This window comes from Micromonospora zingiberis, assembly GCF_004331455.1.
In the GTDB taxonomy this organism is placed as follows: domain Bacteria; phylum Actinomycetota; class Actinomycetes; order Mycobacteriales; family Micromonosporaceae; genus Micromonospora; species Micromonospora zingiberis.
Genome location: NZ_SJJR01000010.1, coordinates 20,358 through 37,124 on the forward strand (window position 1 = coordinate 20,358; position 16,767 = coordinate 37,124).

Annotated in this window: 15 protein-coding genes; 14 read left to right on the plus strand and 1 reads right to left on the minus strand. The window is 71.8% G+C overall.

What is annotated here, in order from left to right:
* Nucleotides 1-92: 92 nt before the first annotated feature.
* Nucleotides 93-1,796: an alkaline phosphatase D family protein gene (locus tag E0H26_RS16110; protein ID WP_131304474.1), complete on the minus strand. Its 1,704-nt coding sequence runs from the start codon at nt 1,794-1,796 to the stop codon at nt 93-95.
* Nucleotides 1,797-1,947: 151 nt separating this feature from the next.
* On the opposite strand from E0H26_RS16110, the gene ftsY reads away from it, so the two are divergent.
* The 14 genes from ftsY to trmD all read left to right on the plus strand — a co-directional run bounded on the left by ftsY (nt 1,948) and on the right by trmD (nt 16,721).
* Nucleotides 1,948-3,132 carry a signal recognition particle-docking protein FtsY gene (gene ftsY / locus E0H26_RS16115; protein ID WP_131304475.1) on the plus strand — a complete coding sequence of 395 codons (1,185 nt, stop codon included), beginning with the start codon at nt 1,948-1,950 and terminating at the stop codon, nt 3,130-3,132.
* A gap of 6 nt (nt 3,133-3,138) precedes the next feature.
* The gene (locus E0H26_RS16120; protein ID WP_206025168.1) at nt 3,139-4,002 is read left to right on the plus strand and encodes a phosphotransferase; all 864 of its coding nucleotides are present in this window, start codon (nt 3,139-3,141) and stop codon (nt 4,000-4,002) included.
* Nucleotides 4,003-4,181: 179 nt separating this feature from the next.
* Complete coding sequence (locus tag E0H26_RS16125; protein ID WP_131304477.1) at nt 4,182-5,543, plus strand: ammonium transporter; 1,362 nt, start codon at nt 4,182-4,184, stop codon at nt 5,541-5,543.
* 25 nt (nt 5,544-5,568) lie between these two features.
* Nucleotides 5,569-5,907, plus strand: a complete 339-nt coding sequence (locus E0H26_RS16130; protein ID WP_165521895.1) for a P-II family nitrogen regulator — start codon at nt 5,569-5,571, stop codon at nt 5,905-5,907.
* An 11-nt stretch (nt 5,908-5,918) separates the two neighbouring features.
* Nucleotides 5,919-8,378 carry a bifunctional uridylyltransferase/uridylyl-removing enzyme gene (locus tag E0H26_RS30620; protein WP_131304478.1) on the plus strand — a complete coding sequence of 820 codons (2,460 nt, stop codon included), beginning with the start codon at nt 5,919-5,921 and terminating at the stop codon, nt 8,376-8,378.
* A 236-nt stretch (nt 8,379-8,614) separates the two neighbouring features.
* Entirely contained in the window at nt 8,615-10,162 is a 1,548-nt protein-coding gene (ffh, locus tag E0H26_RS16140; RefSeq protein ID WP_131304479.1) for a signal recognition particle protein, read from the plus strand.
* Between the two features lie 66 nt (nt 10,163-10,228).
* Nucleotides 10,229-10,807 carry a Uma2 family endonuclease gene (locus tag E0H26_RS16145; RefSeq protein WP_131304480.1) on the plus strand — a complete coding sequence of 193 codons (579 nt, stop codon included), beginning with the start codon at nt 10,229-10,231 and terminating at the stop codon, nt 10,805-10,807.
* An 18-nt stretch (nt 10,808-10,825) separates the two neighbouring features.
* Nucleotides 10,826-11,905, plus strand: a complete 1,080-nt coding sequence (locus E0H26_RS16150) for an amidohydrolase family protein (RefSeq protein ID WP_131304481.1) — start codon at nt 10,826-10,828, stop codon at nt 11,903-11,905.
* 238 nt (nt 11,906-12,143) lie between these two features.
* Nucleotides 12,144-13,550 carry a proline--tRNA ligase gene (proS, locus tag E0H26_RS16155; protein WP_131304482.1) on the plus strand — a complete coding sequence of 469 codons (1,407 nt, stop codon included), beginning with the start codon at nt 12,144-12,146 and terminating at the stop codon, nt 13,548-13,550.
* 220 nt (nt 13,551-13,770) lie between these two features.
* A complete protein-coding gene (locus E0H26_RS16160; RefSeq protein WP_131304483.1) occupies nt 13,771-14,418 on the plus strand; it encodes a ribonuclease FAU-1 family protein in 648 nt (215 codons plus the stop codon).
* Between the two features lie 274 nt (nt 14,419-14,692).
* Nucleotides 14,693-15,142 carry a 30S ribosomal protein S16 gene (gene rpsP / locus E0H26_RS16165; protein WP_131304484.1) on the plus strand — a complete coding sequence of 150 codons (450 nt, stop codon included), beginning with the start codon at nt 14,693-14,695 and terminating at the stop codon, nt 15,140-15,142.
* Nucleotides 15,117-15,377 (plus strand): RNA-binding protein, encoded by a 261-nt coding sequence (locus E0H26_RS16170; RefSeq protein WP_175440282.1) that lies wholly within the window; start codon nt 15,117-15,119, stop codon nt 15,375-15,377. The genes rpsP and E0H26_RS16170 overlap by 26 nt, the downstream gene beginning before the upstream one ends.
* 2 nt (nt 15,378-15,379) lie before the next feature.
* Nucleotides 15,380-15,928 (plus strand): ribosome maturation factor RimM, encoded by a 549-nt coding sequence (gene rimM, locus E0H26_RS16175; protein ID WP_206025189.1) that lies wholly within the window; start codon nt 15,380-15,382, stop codon nt 15,926-15,928.
* Between the two features lie 19 nt (nt 15,929-15,947).
* Entirely contained in the window at nt 15,948-16,721 is a 774-nt protein-coding gene (trmD, locus tag E0H26_RS16180) for a tRNA (guanosine(37)-N1)-methyltransferase TrmD (protein ID WP_131304486.1), read from the plus strand.
* Nucleotides 16,722-16,767: the final 46 nt, after the last annotated feature.

Here is a 16,767-nt window from a genome sequence, read left to right on the forward strand (position 1 = left end):
ACCCGGGTACGACGGTGGCGAGCGAATTTGTGGTTCCGGTGTTAAGCGGGGGCCCCTTTACCACGCTAGGCGTTAACAAGGGGCCCTTCCTTTCACGCGGTCAGGTGGTGGTGGGCGACTTGGCGGAGGTGGCCGTCGCTGGTGGTGCCCTCGATGACCACCTCGGCGGTCCGGTTGGCGTGGGTCAGCGTGGCCACCGCGTTGCCGAAGTACGGGCCGGCCAGTTTGCGCCACTTGACCAGCGGTCGGGGCACTCCGGCGGTCCGGGCCAGCGCCCGGGTCGCCTGGGCGGGTCCACGGGCCCAGCCGAGCCGCATCAGCGGGCGCATCCCGGCCGGCACCTGGTTGTGGATCGGTGAGCAGGTGAGCTGGTGTACCGGGGTGCGTACGCCGGGGTCGGCGAACCGGACCCGGGCCACGTACGAGTGGTGCACGTCGCCGGAGAGCACGTTGATCGACGCCGGGGGCGGGTACGCCGGCCCGGCCCCCTTGCGGTCGTCGGGCGCACCGGGTGTGCCGCCGCCGACGCGGGCGAACAGCGCGCCGAGGGCGTCGAACGAGCGGCGGAAGGCGCCCCAGTGTTCCAGGTCGAGCCCGCGGCGCAGCCGCTCGGCCAGTGCGGCGACCCAGGGGCGGGGCGAGTCGGCCAGCTTCTCGTTCCACGTCTCGACGTGGTGGATGCCGGGTGGCAGCAGCCAGGGCAGGGACGAGCCGACCACCAGGTGGTCGTAGTCGCCGTGGACCCGGTCGACGAACCAGGACCACTCGCCGGCCGGCAGCATCGCCCGTCGGCCCGGCTGCAACACCCGACTGCACCGGGTGTCCAGCATCACCAGGCGGGTACGGCCCAGGTCGAGCGAGTAGCTCCACTGGTACTGCACCTCGCGCCACCGCTCGGTGTCGTGCGCCAGGTCGGCCTCGGTGTCCACCCGCTCGCCGAATTCGCGCAGCACGGCTGTGGCGTCCCCGGCCGTGGTCACCTTGGCGAAGACCGGGTCGGCGGCGATCTCGTCGGGCGAGAGGTTGCCCAGGTGCTGGTACACCCAGTAGGAGGCAAGGCCGCTGATGATCCGTTCGGCCCACCAGGGCTGTTCGCGCATTTCCCGGCGCCAGGACGCCGAGGTGTTCCAGTCGTCGATGATCTCGTGGTCGTCGAAGATCATCACGCTCGGCACGGTGGAGAACAGCCAGCGGATCTCCGGGTCGCTCCACGATTCCAGGTAGAGCTTGGTGTACTCGTCGAAGCTGACCACCTGGTCGCTGGGGGCACCCGCCGGGCGCCGTCGCCGTCGGCGCAGCAGCCGCTTCATCGTCGGTGACGTCTCGTCGGCGTACACCTGGTCGCCGAGCAGCACCAGCAGGTCCGGCAGGGCCGCCGGGTCGAGGTCGGCCAGGACCCGCCGGGCGTACGCGTCGAGCGCGTCCGGGGGCAGCTTGCGGGTGGTGGCGTGCTGGGTGGTTTCCCGGCAGGACCCGAAGAGCAGCCGTACCGGCTGGTCCCGGTCCGGTGCGGCGCGGGTGCGGATCACGCTGGGCGGGTAGCGGCCGTCGGGCAGTGGCCAGGCCGGCTCGTCGTCGATCAGCACCTGGTAGGTGGTGGTGCTGTCCGGGGTGAGCCCCTCCACCACCACCAGCGCGTAGTGGTGGTCGTACGCGGAGAAGGTGGCTGCCGTGCCGGTGGCGCCGCCGGCCGTGCGGACCGTCACCATCGCTGGCGCCGTGGTCTCGACCCACACGGTGGCCCGGGTGCCGACGACCCGGCGCAGCAGAGGGCCGATGAGCAGCTCGGCGGGCATTCGGGACCTCCAGATGAGAGTGCTTCATCCTCTTATTACCCGGCCCGCGGTCGCACCACTGCTGGCTGTGGCCGAGACTACCGCCGCTTTCCCGACCCGTACGGGCAGCGGTGGCTGAGACGCGGTCGTCGGCATCTGACAGGATTTCGGCATGAAGGAATACCTCCTCATCGCTCTCGCCCTGCTCGGCGTGCTGATCCTCGGCGGCATCGGGCTGGTCGTGCCGAGGCTGCGCCGGCGGCCGGAACCGCCGCTGCCGCGTACCGAGGTCGACACCCGGGCGGAGGAGGGCCTCGCCGGTCCGCCGGTGCAGGCACCGGAGGCCGAGCTGTCCACCGGTGTCCTGGTCGAGCCCCCGCCGGTGGTGGCGCCCCCGGCCGTCGAGGTACCGGAGCCGACCGCCGGCCGGCTGGTCCGGCTGCGGTCCCGGCTGTCGCGGTCGCAGACCGTCTTCGGTAAGGGCCTGCTCGGACTGCTCAGCCGGGACCGGCTGGACGAGGACGTCTGGGAGGAGATCGAGGACAACCTGATCACCGCCGACGTCGGGATCGACGCCACCCGCGAGATCGTCGACCGGCTGCGGGAGCGGACCCGGGTGCTGGGCACCCGCACCGCCGCCGAGCTGCGCGCCCTGCTCGCCGCCGAGCTGGTCAACGCGCTCGATCCGGGGCTGGACCGTTCGCTGCGTACCGCCCCGAAGGAGGGGGTGCCGGCGGTGCTGCTGGTGGTCGGGGTCAACGGCGCCGGCAAGACCACCACCTGCGGCAAGATCGCCCGGGTACTCATCGCCGACGGCCGCAGCGTGCTGCTCGGCGCGGCCGACACCTTCCGGGCCGCCGCCGCCGACCAGTTGCAGACCTGGGCCGGGCGGGTCGGCGCGGAGACCGTCCGCGGCCCGGAGGGCGCCGATCCGGCCAGCGTCGCCTTCGACGCGGTCAAGCGCGGCATCGACACTGGCGTGGACACCGTGCTCGTGGACACCGCCGGCCGACTTCAGAACAAGGTCGGCCTGATGGACGAGTTGGGCAAGGTCAAGCGGGTGGTGGAAAAGCACGGCCCGATCGACGAGACCCTGCTCATCCTCGACGCCACCACCGGCCAGAACGGTCTGGAGCAGGCCCGCGTCTTCACCGAGGTGGTGAACGTGACCGGGGTGGTGCTCACCAAGCTCGACGGCACCGCCAAGGGCGGCATCGTGATCGCCGTGCAGCGCAAGCTCGGCATCCCGGTGAAGCTGGTCGGCCTCGGCGAGGGTCCGGACGACCTGGCGCCGTTCGACCCGGCGCAGTTCGTCGACGCGCTGCTGGGCACCGACGCCCCCGGGCCGACCGCGTAACCTCGGGTGACCAGAGACGATCGCGCGTACGCGGGCTGGCGTGACCCGGGCCACCCGTCGCAGCGCCTCGGGAGACCGTACGTGACTTCGCAGGAGATCCCCCTGCATGGCGGGAACGTCAGCACCGTGGTGCGGGTGGGGGACACCGTCCGGCGCAACGCCGGGCCGTGGACCCCGTCGGTGCACGCCCTGCTACGCCACCTGGAGTACGTCGGGTTCACCGGTGCCCCCCGTGCGCTGGGCATGGACGAGCGCAACCGGGAGGTGCTGTCGTACCTGGAGGGGGAGTGCGGGGAGTACCCGCTGGCCCCGCACTGGGTCACCGACGAGGCGCTGGTCACCGTCGCCACCATGCTGCGGATGTTCCACGACGCGCAGTACGGCTTCGCCCCGCCCCCGCAGGCGGTGTGGCGCTCGTTCGGCCCGCCCCCGCCGGACACCGAGGTCATCTGCCACCACGACGCCGCGCCGCACAACGTGATCTGGCGGCCGGACGGCACCCTGGGCCTGATCGACTTCGACCTCGCCTCGCCCGGTGCCCGGATCTACGACGTGGCGTACGCGGCCTGGACCTGGGTGCCGATCTTCTCCGACCGGGACTCGATCACCCTCGGCTGGAAGCACCCGGACCGGCCGCGCCGGTTGCGGCTCTTCGCCGACGCGTACGGGCTGATCCCCCGGGACCGGCACCGGCTGATCCGGACCATCCGCAAACGGATCGTCGACCACGTGGAGGGCATCCGTCGGATGGCCGCGGCGGGGGAGCCGGCGTTCGTCCGGATCGTGCACAAGGGCCACCTGCGCCGGCCGATGCGGGATCTTCGACTGCTCGACTACGAGCGGCATGCCCTGGAGTACGCCCTGCGGTGAGCCGTTGGGGGATCGACCCGCACCAAATGGCCGATCCGCCCCCGCCATATCGCCGAGGTGTGCGACTTTCTTCACACGTACGAAACAAGCCGTCACGGTCCGGAAACCAGTCGGGGACCCTCGGTGAAACAGCCGACAATCAGGCTTCCGCGCAACCGGCGTACGGGCGATGCTGCGCGATGCCGGGAGGGAGGGAAAACGACCCGAGAGGAGGCAGCGTGCCGGAGCTAGATTCTGGTGCCACCGCCTGGATTTTGACTTCTGCCGCGCTGGTGTTGCTCATGACGCCCGGCCTGGCGCTGTTCTACGGCGGCATGACGCGATCCAAGTCCGTACTCAACATGATGATGATGAGTTTCGGTGCGATCGGCCTGGTCAGCCTGTTGTGGGTGTTCTACGGCTACAGCATCGCCTTTGGTGACGACATCGGCGGGATCACCGGTGATCTCTCCGCCGCCGGCCTGCGCGGCATGCTGGAGAGCGGCACCGAGGGCGGCATCCCCGACCTGCTGTTCGCCGGTTTCCAGTTGATGTTCGCGGTGATCACCGTCGCCCTGATCAGCGGCGCGATCGCCGACCGGGCCAAGTTCGGCCCGTGGCTGCTCTTCGCCGGCCTCTGGGCCACCCTGGTCTACTTCCCGGTCGCGCACTGGGTGTGGGGTGGCGGCTGGATCTACGAGTTGGGCGTGCTCGACTTCGCCGGTGGCACTGCGGTGCACATCAACGCCGGTGCCGCGGCGCTCGCCCTGGCGTTGGTACTCGGCAAGCGGGTCGGTTGGCCCAAGGACAAGTTCAAGCCGCACAACCTGCCGATGGTGCTGCTCGGCGCGGGCCTGCTCTGGTTCGGCTGGTTCGGCTTCAACGCCGGCTCGGCCGGTGCCGCCAACGGTGCCGCCGCCGTCTCGCTGATCAACACGCAGGTCGCCACGGCCGCCGCGGTGCTCGGCTGGATCGTGGTGGAGTGGCTCCGTGACGGCAAGCCGACCACCCTCGGTGCGGCCTCCGGCGCGGTCGCCGGCCTGGTCGGCATCACCCCCGCCTGCGCGTTCCTGGAGCCGCTGGGTGCGATCGCCCTCGGCCTCATCGCCGGTGCGGTCTGCGCGCTCGCGGTCGGCCTGAAGTACCGGTTCAAGTACGACGACTCGCTCGACGTGGTCGCCGTGCACATGGTCGGCGGCATCATCGGCTCGCTGCTCATCGGCTTCCTGGCCATCGAGGTGCTGGCCGGCGAGGGCAACAACGGTCTGCTCTACGGCGGCGGCATCAAGCTGCTGGGTCTCCAAGCGGTCGGTGTGATCGCGGTGCTGGTCTACTCGTTCGTGGTCGCGTACATCATCGGCTTCGCGATCGAGAAGACCATCGGCTTCCGGGCCAGCGCCGAGGCCGAGGTCGAGGGCATCGACAACGCCGAGCACGCGGAGAGCGCGTACGAGTTCAGCTCCACGGGTGGCGGCGGTGCCTTCGCCGCCGCGGGCATCGCTCCCACGGCCGCGCCGAAGACGGAGCCCACCGAACCGGTAAGCGAAAAGGTCGCCGGCTAGCGTTGCTGAGATGGAGGGGTTGGACATGAAGCTGGTGACCGCGGTCATCAAGCCGCACCAGTTGGACGCCGTCAAGGAGGCCCTGCACGCGCTGGGCGTGGCCGGGTTGACCGTGAGCGAGGTCCAGGGTTACGGGCGACAGAAGGGGCACACCGAGGTCTACCGGGGTGCCGAGTACACCGTCGAGTTCCTGCCCAAGATCCGGGTGGAGGTACTCACCGACGAGATCGACGTCGAGAAGATCGTCGACGCTGTCGTCGGTGCCGCCCGGACCGGCAAGATCGGCGACGGCAAGGTCTGGGTGACCGGAGTCGAGGAGGTCGTCCGGGTCCGTACCGGCGAACGCGGCCTGGACGCCCTGTAGGAATCACCTCGATGACCTCGTTGACCTCTCGGGACGCCTCGGCTTCGGGCCGCGCGGCGGAACCAAAGGTCAACGAGGTCGTCGGCGTACCGGCCGGGATCGGCGCGACGGCGCGTCGAGCCCGGGCGGACGCGTACGACGCCTGGCTGGCCCGGCTGCTGCCGGACCGGCCGGGCATCGCGCTGCTCGCGGTCGGCGGCCTGGGCCGGCGGCAGTGCGCCCCCTACGGCGACCTCGACCTGGTGCTGGTGCACGCCGGGGTGCCCGGGATCGACGAGTTGGCCGCCGAACTGTGGTACCCGATCTGGGACGCCGGGCTGCGGCTGGACCACTCGGTACGCACCGTCGCCGAGGCACTGTCGGTCGCCCAGGACGACGTCAAGGTGGCCCTCGGCCTGCTCGACGCCCGGCTCGTCGCCGGCGACCCCGAACTGGCCGACACGCTGGCCCGCAGCGCCACCGACCACTGGCGGCGTACCGCCGTACGCCAACTGGCCCCGCTGCGGGAGAGCACGGCCGCCCGCTGGCAGGCCCACGGTGAGCTGGCCTTCCTGCTGGAGGGTGACCTCAAGGAGGCCGCCGGCGGTCTGCGCGACGTGGGCATCCTGCGGGCCATCGCCCTGGCCGGGATCACCGACGCGCTGCGTCCCGCCGTGCACGCCGCGCACCTACGCCTGTTGGACACCCGCGACGCGCTGCACCAGCAGGTCGGCCGGCGGGTCGATCGGCTGCTCGCCCAGGAACGCGCCGGAGTGGCCGCGCTGCTCGGTCTCCGGCAGGCCGCACCCGCTCGATCCGAACCGCACTCCGCCGAGCCGGACGGGTCGCTGTCGGGCCCGGACCGCTCGTCGCACGGGTCGCGGTCGGATACCGGGCCCTCCGGGCAGCCGGCTGTGCCGGCGCCACGCGGGCCGGACGGTGACGGTGACACGTTGCTGCGCCGGGTGGCCGGCGACGCCCGGACCGTCAGCCACGCGCTGGACGACGCGTTCCGCGCCGCCGACCGGCTGCGTTCCGGTCGCCGCCGGGGCGCCGACGGGCGGCCGGTCCGCCGGCCCGTCGCCCGGGACGTGGTCGAGCACGACGGTGAACTGGTGCTGGCCCGCACCGCCATCGGGGCCCGCCCCGACCCCAACCTCTCGCTGCGGGTCGCCGCCGCCGCGGCGGTCACCGGGCTGCCGATCGCCCGCGCCACCTGCGAGTGGCTGGCCGCGTACTGCCCGCCCCTGCCCACGCCCTGGCCGCCGGAGGCGCGAGCCGCGCTGACCACGCTGCTGGGCGCCGGCGCGGGACTGCTGCCCGCCTGGGAGACCTGCGACCGGTACGGGCTGATCGACGGCTGGTTGCCGGAGTGGACCCGGCTGCGGAGCCTGCCCCAGCACAATCCGGTACACCGGTTCACCCTCGACCGGCACCTGGTGCAGACCGCCTTCGAGGCCAGCCGGCACACCCGCGACGTGGACCGTCCCGACCTGCTGCTGCTCGGCGCCTTCCTGCACGACATCGGCAAGGGCCTGCCCGGCGAAGGTGCCGCCGAGCGGCCCGGCACCCACCAGGCCGCCGGCAGTGACCACTCCACGGTCGGGGCGCCGATCGCGACGGCGATAGCCGCCCGGATCGGTCTGCCGGCGGCGGAGGCGGAGCTGATCGGCACGCTCGTCCGGTTGCATCTGCTGCTGCCGGAGGTGGCCACCCGCCGCGACCTCGCCGATCCGGTCACCATCGCCGGGGTGGCCGAGGCGGTCGGTGACGCCACCACCCTCGACCTGCTGTACGCGCTGGCCCGCGCGGACGCCGCCGCCACCGGGCCGGCCGCCTGGTCGGACTGGAAGGGCCGGCTGATCGCCGAGTTGGTCGCCCGGGTCCGCACCATGCTCGACACCGGGACCGTCCCCGAACCGCCCGCACCGGATCCGGCGCTGGTGGCGGGGCCGCTGCCGGTCGTACACCTGACCGGGGACCGGGTGGCGGTGGCCGCCGCCGACCGGCGCGGCCTGCTCGCGACGGTGGCCGGTTGCCTGGCCCTGCACCGCCTGGAGGTGCTCGCCGCCGACGCCTCGACGGTGGACGGCCGGGCCCTGGTCGAGTGCCGGGTGCAGCCCCGCTACGGCCTGCCACCGGATCCGGTGGCGCTCAGCTCGGACCTGCGTCGCGCGGTCGGCGGCGACGTCTCGGTGACCCAGCGGCTGCGCGGTCGGGCGTTGGCCGCCCGCAACGCCGGAGCCGAACCGCGGGTGGTCTGGCATCGGGACGCGGCCACCGACGCGGTGCTGCTGGAGTTGCGCGCCGCCGACGCCGCCGGCCTGCTGTACCGGGTGACCAGCGCCCTGGACACGGCCGGCGCCCAGGTCCGGGCGGCCCGGATCGCCACGCTGGGCGGGGACGTGGTGGACGTGTTCTACCTGGTCGGCTCCTGGCCGTCCGACGCCGAACGCGACCGGCTGGAGTCCGCCGTGCTCACCGCGGTGTAAGGAAGGGCACCTTGTTAACGCCTCCGGTAGAGGAAGGGCCCCTGGTTAACAACCCGCCATCGGTACGTACCGAACCCGCCGGGGACCGGTCCGGACTGTGGATGGGTGCGGCCGGTTGCGCCGAGGGCCCGGCTGGGCGGGCCCCGGACTGCGGGGGCGGGCTAGGCTAGCGGTGGGCTGGACGACACCCGCGCGTCCGCACTGTGCCCGCCGAAGACGACAAACGGGATGTTCGCGTGTTTGACACCTTGAGTGACCGCCTCTCCGGGATCTTCACCAAACTCCGCGGCAAGGGACGCCTCACCGACGCCGACATCGACGCGACGGCGCGCGAGATCCGCCTCGCGCTGCTGGAGGCCGACGTCGCGCTGCCGGTCGTCAAGGGCTTCATCACGAACGTCAAGGAACGGGCCCGGGGGGCGGAGGTCTCCCAGGCGCTCAACCCGGCCCAGCAGATCGTCAAGATCGTCAACGAGGAACTGGTCGCGGTTCTCGGTGGCGAGGGGCGCCGGCTCCAGTTCGCCAAGCAGCCACCGACCGTGATCATGCTCGCCGGCCTCCAGGGCTCCGGTAAGACGACGCTCGCCGGCAAGCTGGCCCGCTGGCTCAAGACCCAGGGCCACCAGCCGCTGCTGGTCGCCGCCGACCTCCAGCGGCCCAACGCCGTCGGGCAGCTTCAGGTGCTCGGTGGCCGCGCCGGTGTCGAGGTGTACGCCCCGGAACCCGGCAACGGCGTCGGTGACCCGGTGCAGGTGGCGAAGGCCTCTCTCGAACACGCCCGCCGTGCCGCCCGCGACGTGGTCATCGTCGACACGGCCGGCCGGCTCGGCATCGACGCCGAGATGATGCAGCAGGCCGCCGACATCCGCGACGCGGTCGACCCCGACGAGGTCATCTTCGTCATCGACGCGATGGTCGGCCAGGACGCGGTGCGTACCGCCGAGGCGTTCCGCGACGGCGTCGGCATCACCGGCGTGGTGCTCTCCAAGCTCGACGGCGACGCCCGGGGTGGCGCCGCGCTGTCGGTGCGTGAGGTGACCGGGCAGCCGATCCTGTTCGCCTCCACCGGCGAGAAGCTGGAGGACTTCGACGTCTTCCACCCCGACCGGATGGCCAGCCGGATCCTCGGCATGGGCGACGTCCTCACTCTGATCGAGCAGGCCGAGGCGGCCTTCGACACCGATCAGAAGGAGAAGATGACCGCCAAGCTGATGGGCGGCGAGCAGTTCACCCTGGAGGACTTCCTCGACCAGCTCATCGCGGTTCGCCGGATGGGGCCGATCGCCAACGTGCTGGCCATGATGCCGGGCATGGGGCAGGTCAAGGACCAGCTCGCCGAGCTGGACGACAAGCACTTCGATCGGATCACCGCGATCATCCGGTCGATGACCCCGGCCGAGCGCACCAACCCGAAGATCATCAACGGCTCCCGGCGGGCCCGGATCGCCAACGGCTCCGGCGTCACCGTGATGGACGTCAACCAGCTGCTCAACCGCTTCACCGACGCGCAGAAGATGATGAAGCAGATGGGCGGCATGATGGGTCTGCCGGGCGGACGGCGCAAGGCCACCAAGAGCCCCAAGAACAAGCGCAAGGGTACGAAGGGCGGCGGCCGGCCGCGTACCGGCGCCGGGATGCCGGGTGGCTTCCCGGGTGGCATGCCGCAGCTTCCGCCGGGCATGAGCCCGGACGACCTGGCCGCCGGTCAGGGTCTGCCGCCGGGCTTCAAGCTTCCGAAGATCGACTTCAACAAGCTCGGCAAGGGCGGTAAGCCGCCCCGCTGAGCGTGTCGATGACGGCGGGTGGCGTTGCCAGCGCTTAGGGTGATGCCGCCCCTGGAAGGAGGAGTCATGACCGTGGCGCCCATCCTGCCCGAGCGGTCGGAGTGGACGGTTGACGACCTCGGCGACCTGCCGAAGGACCTTCCGTACGAACTGATCAACGGAAGGTTGATCGTGCCGTCCCCCACCGCACTGCACCAAGATCTCTGTGTCCGGCTGCTGCTCGCTCTCGAAGTCAACTGCCCGGTGGAATACCTGGTCAGCATCGACCTGTCGATGCGGGTCGACCGCCGCAACGAGCCTCGGCCCGACGTGGTCGCCATCCGCCGCGAGCACGCCGACCGTTCGCCGGTGCCGGTCGAGGACGCGCTGTTGGCCGTCGAGGTCGTCTCGCCCTCGTCGACCTTCCGCGACCTCTACGACAAGGCCCGGGTCTATGCCCGTGCCGGTGTGCGCACGTACTGGGTGGTCGATCCGCTGCACGACAAGATCACCCTGACCGAATACGTGCTGAGTGCCTCCGGTGAGTACGAGGTGGCCGCCCACACCGAGGACCTGTTCGTCACCGAACGGCCGTGGAAGGTGTCGGTCGATCTGCCGGCGCTGACCGTCCGACGCGCGGGGCTCCTCGTCCGCGACGGAGAGTGATCCGGTAGGACTGTGCGCATGGCTCTGCATGTGCGCGGTGTGCTTCTCCCCGACGACGAGGTCCGGGATCTGTGGCTGGTGGGCGACCGGGTGACCTTCGATCCGGTGCCCGGCGCCGAGACGATCGCCGACCGGGGGTTCATCCTGCCCGGGCTGGTGGACGCGCACTGTCACATCGGCATCGCCCGGGGCGGCGCCCCGGTCACCTCGCTGGACCAGGCGCGTGCGTTGGCGCGTACCGATCGGGACGCCGGGGTGTTGGCGATTCGGGACGCCGGTTCGCCCTTTCCGTACCCCGAACTGGACGACGAGCCCGACCTGCCGCGTCTGATCCGGGCCGGGCGGCACGTGGCGCCGCCGAAGCGCTACCTGCGTGACATCGGTGTGGAGGTCGGTGCGGCCGAGGTCGCGGCGACCGTGGCCGAGCAGGCCGCGGCCGGCAACGGCTGGGTCAAGCTGGTCGGTGACTGGATCGATCGGGGGGTCGGTGACCTGGCGCCGGCCTGGGACGCCGACACGATGACCGCCGCCGTGGCCGCCGCACACGCCGCCGGGGTACGCGCCGCCGTACACACGTTCAGCGAATCGGCCGTGGAGATCATGGTGCGGGCCGGGGTGGACTCCGTCGAGCATGGCACCGGGTTGAGCCTGGACCTGATCGACCTGATGGCCCGGCAGGGCACCGCGCTGGTCCCCACGATGATCAACATCCGTACCTTCGGTCACATCGCCGACCAGGCCCGGCCCAAGTTCCCCGGGTACGCCGACCACATGCTCGCCCTGCGCGACCGCTTTCCGCAGGTGGTGCGGGCCGCGTACGAGGCCGGGGTGCCGATCTATGTCGGCACCGACGCGGGCGGTGGCATCGACCACGGCCTGGCCGTCGAGGAGATGCTCCTGCTGCACGAACAGGCCGGCATGTCCACCCTGGACGTCCTCGCCGCCGCCTCCTGGCGCGCCCGGGAGTGGCTCGGCCTCCCCGCCCTGGTCGAGGGCGCCCCAGCCGACCTGGCCATCTACCCGGAAGACCCCCGCCAGGACCTCAACGCCCTCCGCACCCCCACCCACCTGATCCTCCGCGGCACCCCCCTCCCCTGACCACCCCGCCCGCCCCTCCCCGCCCGCCTGCGGCAACCCCTGCCTGACCACCCCGCCCGCCGCCCCCGCTCGGTTGATCAAGAAGTTTGGGTCAGGAACCGGCCTCATCGGTGACCCAAACTCCTTGATCAACCGAGGAAGGCGGGGGAAGGCGGGGGAAGGCGGGGGAGGGGGCGGGGGCGGGGAGGGGAGGGATGGGAGGGAGGGGTGGGTGGGGGTGGGCATAGGATGTGCGGTCATGGCGCGCGTGCTTACTCCCCGGGCTGAGGACTTTCCTCGCTGGTACCAGGACCTCATCGCCAAGGCGAAGCTGGCCGACAACGGGCCGGTGCGGGGGACCATGGTGATCCGACCGGCCGGCTATGCCATCTGGGAGCGGATGCAGGCCGAGATGGACGACCGGATCAAGGCGGCCGGCGCGGAGAACGCGTACTTCCCGCTCTTCATTCCGGAGAGCTACCTCAAGCGCGAGGCCGAGCACGTCGAGGGCTTCTCGCCGGAACTCGCGGTGGTCACCCACGGTGGTGGCAAGCAGTTGGCCGAGCCGGTCGTGGTCCGCCCGACCAGCGAGACGGTCATCGGCGAGTTCATGGCCAAGTGGATCGACTCGTACCGGGACCTGCCGCTGCTGCTCAACCAGTGGGCCAACGTGGTCCGCTGGGAGCTGCGCCCGCGTATCTTCCTGCGCACCAGCGAGTTCCTCTGGCAGGAGGGGCACACCGCGCACGCCACGCGGGAGGACGCCCGCGCCTACGCCCGCAAGATCCTGCACGAGGCGTACGAGGACCTGATGGTGAGCGTGCTCGGCATCCCGGTGGTGGTCGGGCTCAAGACCACCCGGGAGCGCTTCGCCGGGGCGACCGCCACGTACACCTGCGAAGGCATGATGGGTGACGGCAAGGCGCTGCAGCTCGGCACCAGCCACGAGCTCGGGCAGAACTTCGCCAAGGCGTTCGACATCAGCTACTCCTCGGCCGAGGGCAGCCGGGAACTCGCCTGGACCACCTCCTGGGGCACCTCGACCCGGATGCTCGGCGGCCTGATCATGTGCCACGGCGACGACAACGGGCTGCGGGTGCCGCCGAAGCTGGCGCCGGTGCAGGCGTACGTGATGGTGGTGAAGGACGGCGACGGCGTCGGCGAGGCCGCGGCCAAGCTGCGCGACGCGCTGCGCGACGCCGGGGTCCGGGTGACGCTCGACGACCGCACCGACACCCCGTTCGGCCGCCGGGCCGTCGACGCCGAGCTGCGCGGCTACCCGGTACGCGTCGAGGTCGGCCCGCGTGACCTGGCCGCCGGCAACGCGGTGGTGGTCCGGCGTACCGACGGCTCGAAGGCCCCCACCCCGGTGGCCGACGTGGTCGGCGCGGTGCTCGCCGCGCTGGACGCCGACCAGCAGGCGCTGCACGACCAGGCGCTGGCCTTCCGCCAGTCGCGCACCGTCGCGGTGGCGACCCTGGACGAGGCGATCGAGGCGGCGGCCAACGGCTGGGCCCAGGTGCCGTGGTCGGCGGTCGGCGTCGAGGGCGAGGCCAAGGCCAACGGGCAGGGCGTCACCGTCCGCTGCCTGGTACGCGCCGACGGTTCCGTCCCCGACTCCGAGGACGAGCCGGACCTCACCGCCATCCTCGCCCGCGCCTACTGAGGTGTAAGGAAGGGCCCCTTGTTAACGCCTCCGGTAGAGGAGGGGCCCCTTCCTAACACTCCGGCGGCGGGCGGATGCCGTTGGGCGGGACGGGCGAACCTTGCCCGGAACATCGCAACAGCACCCTTCGTCGGCGCGGCCCGATCATCGCCAGCGATCCGGCCGGTGGCCCCGGCGCGCGTACCGAGGCCCGTGGTCGCCGACCGATAGGCTGCGGTGCGTGACGTTCGAGCCAGGTCGTTTGATCGTCCACCGCAACGTGCGGCGTGGGCGGATCGGGTGGGTCCGGCCGGTCCGGGTGGTCAGCGACGACGAGCGAGGGCTGCTGCTCTGGTTGGCCGAGGGCTCGCCGGTGGCCGGTGAGGTGACCGAGGCGGGGCTGGGCATGCGCGCGATGCCGTTCGCCGAGTGGGTGGCGAGCAGTTACCGCGTGGCGCAGGGCCGCTGGACCGGCCCGCCGCTGCTGGAGTTCCTGCCCACCGGCGCGACCCACTCCGTCTGGTGGTTCCGCGACGCGCAGGGTGGCTTCGCCGGCTGGTACGTCAACCTGGAGGAGACCGGCGTCCGGTGGGACGACGGTGAGCTGGCCGGGGTCGACATCATCGATCAGGATCTCGACGTGTGGGTCCGCCCGGACCGGGCCTGGGAGTGGAAGGACGAGGACGAGTTCGTCGAGCGGCTGGCCTTCCCCGAGCACTACTGGGTGAGCGACGAGGCGGCCGTGCGGGCCGAGGGCAAGCGGGTGATCGCCCTCGCGGAGGCCGGCGAGTTCCCCTTCGACGGCACCTGGTGCGAGTTCAGCCCGCCGGCGGAGTGGACCGTCCCCGAGCGGCTGCCCGCCGGTTGGGACCGTCCACCCGCGTGTTGAGGCCCGAGCCGGCCAGACATTGCCCCGCAAAGGGGTGTGGCATCGGTCACATCTGGGTCGGGTTGGGTGACCCACACCGGTCCGATGTGAGGGATCCCGGGCGGATCTGGCAGAATGGCTGGCTGGTATCCGGCGCGTGCCCGGCGCCCTCTAACCCGAGCACGTCGCCAGTCCACCCGAGTGGTCTCCGGCCCAACCCCACTGTGCCGTTGGCGCTCACCCGTGCACACCGCCCGCCCTGGGCCGGTGAGATCGCAACAGGAGCGAAACAACCGTGGCCGTAAAGATCCGGCTCCTGCGGATGGGCAAGATCCGCAACCCGCAGTACCGCATCGTCATCGCCGACTCGCGCACCAAGCGCGACGGCCGGGCGATCGAGTTCGTCGGCATCTACCAGCCGAAGGAAGACCCTTCGGTGATCGAGGTCAAGTCGGAGCGGGTCCAGTACTGGCTGTCCGTCGGCGCCCAGCCGAGCGAGGCGGTGCAGCGGCTGCTGGAGCTGACTGGTGACTGGCAGAAGTTCAAGGGCCTGCCGGCTCCGCCGCCGCTGAAGGTCGCCGCCGAGCGGGCCGACCGCAAGGCCGCCTACGAGGCCGAGGCGAAGGCCGCCGCTGGCGTGGCCGACACCCCGGCCAAGCCGGCCAAGAAGGCCGCCAAGGCCGCCGAGGCCGAGGCGCCGAAGGCCGAGGCGCCGGCCGCTGCGGACTCCGGCGAGCAGGCCTGACATGGCACTGCGGCCGGCGTTGGAGCACCTGGTCAAGGGCATCGTCGATCACCCCGATGACGTACGCGTCCGGATGGTCGACTCCCGTCGGGGCAAGCGGCTCGAAGTCCGCGTGCACCCCGAGGACCTGGGCACCGTGATCGGGCGGTCCGGTCGGACCGCCAAGGCACTGCGCCAGGTGATCGGCTCCATCGGTGGGCGCGGCGTACGCGTCGACATCGTCGACTCGTACTGATGCTGCTCATCGTCGGCAGGATCGGCAAGCCGCACGGCATCCGCGGTGAGGTCACCGTGGAGGTGCGTACTGACGAGCCCGAGACGCGGTTCGCCCCCGGCACGGTGTTGCGCACCATGCCGGGGGCGGTCACCCGGGGCGGCCAGGAGCCGGCCGCCAGCCCCGGAGTGCCCTACGAGCTGACCGTAGAGGCTGCTCGCTGGCACCAGGGTCGGCTGCTGGTCGCCTTCGAAGGGTCGCTGGACCGGGACGTCGCGGAGGCGTTGCGGGGTACCCTGCTCACCGTCGACAGCGCCGACGTGGCCGCGCCGGAGGACCCGGAGGAGTTCCTCGACCACCAGTTGGTGGGGCTGGCCGTGGTCACCCCGACCGGCGAGCATCTCGGCGAGGTGGCCCGGATCGACCACGCTCCCGCCTCCGATCTGCTGGTGCTGCGCCGTCCCGAGGGGCGTACCGCGCTGATTCCGTTCGTCAAGGCGATCGTCCCCGAGGTCGATCTCGCCGGTGGTCGCGTCGTGGTCGACCCGCCCGGCGGCCTGCTCGACCTCTGATCCCCGCGGAGCACCCCTGATGCGCGTCGACATCGTGTCGATCTTCCCGGAGTACTTCGCCCCGCTGGACCTGTCGCTGATCGGCAGGGCGCGGGCCAACGGCACGCTGCGGCTGGCCGTACACGATCTGCGGGACTGGACCCACGACGTACACCGCACGGTCGACGACACCCCGTACGGCGGCGGGCCCGGCATGGTGATGCGGCCCGAGCCGTGGGGCGCGGCGCTGGACGCCCTGGCCCCCGCGGAGTCGGCCCCACCCCGGCTGCTGGTGCCCTCCCCGGCCGGCGTGCCGTTCACCCAGGCACTGGCGTACGAGCTGGCCGCCGAGCCGCACCTGCTCTTCGCCTGCGGCCGGTACGAGGGCATCGACCAGCGGGTACTCGACCACGCGGCCACCCGGATGCCGGTCACCGAGGTCAGCCTCGGCGACTACGTGCTCTTCGGCGGTGAGGTCGCGGTGCTGGTGATCCTGGAGGCGGTGACCCGGCTGCTGCCCGGGGTGCTCGGCAACGCCGGCTCGCTGACCGAGGAGTCCCACGCGCACGGGCTGCTGGAGGCGCCGATGTACACCAAGCCGGCGACCTGGCGGGGACTGGACGTGCCGGAGGTGCTCCGTTCCGGCGACCACGGCCGGATCGCCCGGTGGCGCCGGGACGAGGCGTTGGCCCGTACCGGCCGGCGCCGGCCGGACATGCTCGCCGCGCTCGACCCGCAGCAGCTGGACAAACGGGACGCAGCGGCGCTCGACCGGGCCGGATTTCAGGTGCCCGGACCGGATGTGGCAAAGTAGAGGGGTTGCCGCAGTCGTCTGCGCCGTGGACGGCTGCGAGGGTCCT

Bases quoted from the DNA above. Each gene is read 5' to 3' on its own strand.
- proS (WP_131304482.1), top strand. From the start codon at position 12,144: ATGGCGCGCGTGCTTACTCCCCGGGCTGAGGACTTTCCTCGCTGGTAC.
- ftsY (WP_131304475.1), top strand. From the start codon at position 1,948: ATGAAGGAATACCTCCTCATCGCTCTCGCCCTGCTCGGCGTGCTGATC.
- E0H26_RS16150 (WP_131304481.1), top strand. From the start codon at position 10,826: ATGGCTCTGCATGTGCGCGGTGTGCTTCTCCCCGACGACGAGGTCCGG.
- E0H26_RS16125 (WP_131304477.1), top strand. From the start codon at position 4,182: ATGCCGGGAGGGAGGGAAAACGACCCGAGAGGAGGCAGCGTGCCGGAG.
- E0H26_RS30620 (WP_131304478.1), top strand. From the start codon at position 5,919: ATGACCTCGTTGACCTCTCGGGACGCCTCGGCTTCGGGCCGCGCGGCG.
- trmD (WP_131304486.1), top strand. From the start codon at position 15,948: ATGCGCGTCGACATCGTGTCGATCTTCCCGGAGTACTTCGCCCCGCTG.
- E0H26_RS16110 (WP_131304474.1), bottom strand. From the start codon at position 1,796: ATGCCCGCCGAGCTGCTCATCGGCCCTCTGCTGCGCCGGGTCGTCGGC.
- E0H26_RS16145 (WP_131304480.1), top strand. From the start codon at position 10,229: ATGACCGTGGCGCCCATCCTGCCCGAGCGGTCGGAGTGGACGGTTGAC.
- E0H26_RS16130 (WP_165521895.1), top strand. From the start codon at position 5,569: ATGAAGCTGGTGACCGCGGTCATCAAGCCGCACCAGTTGGACGCCGTC.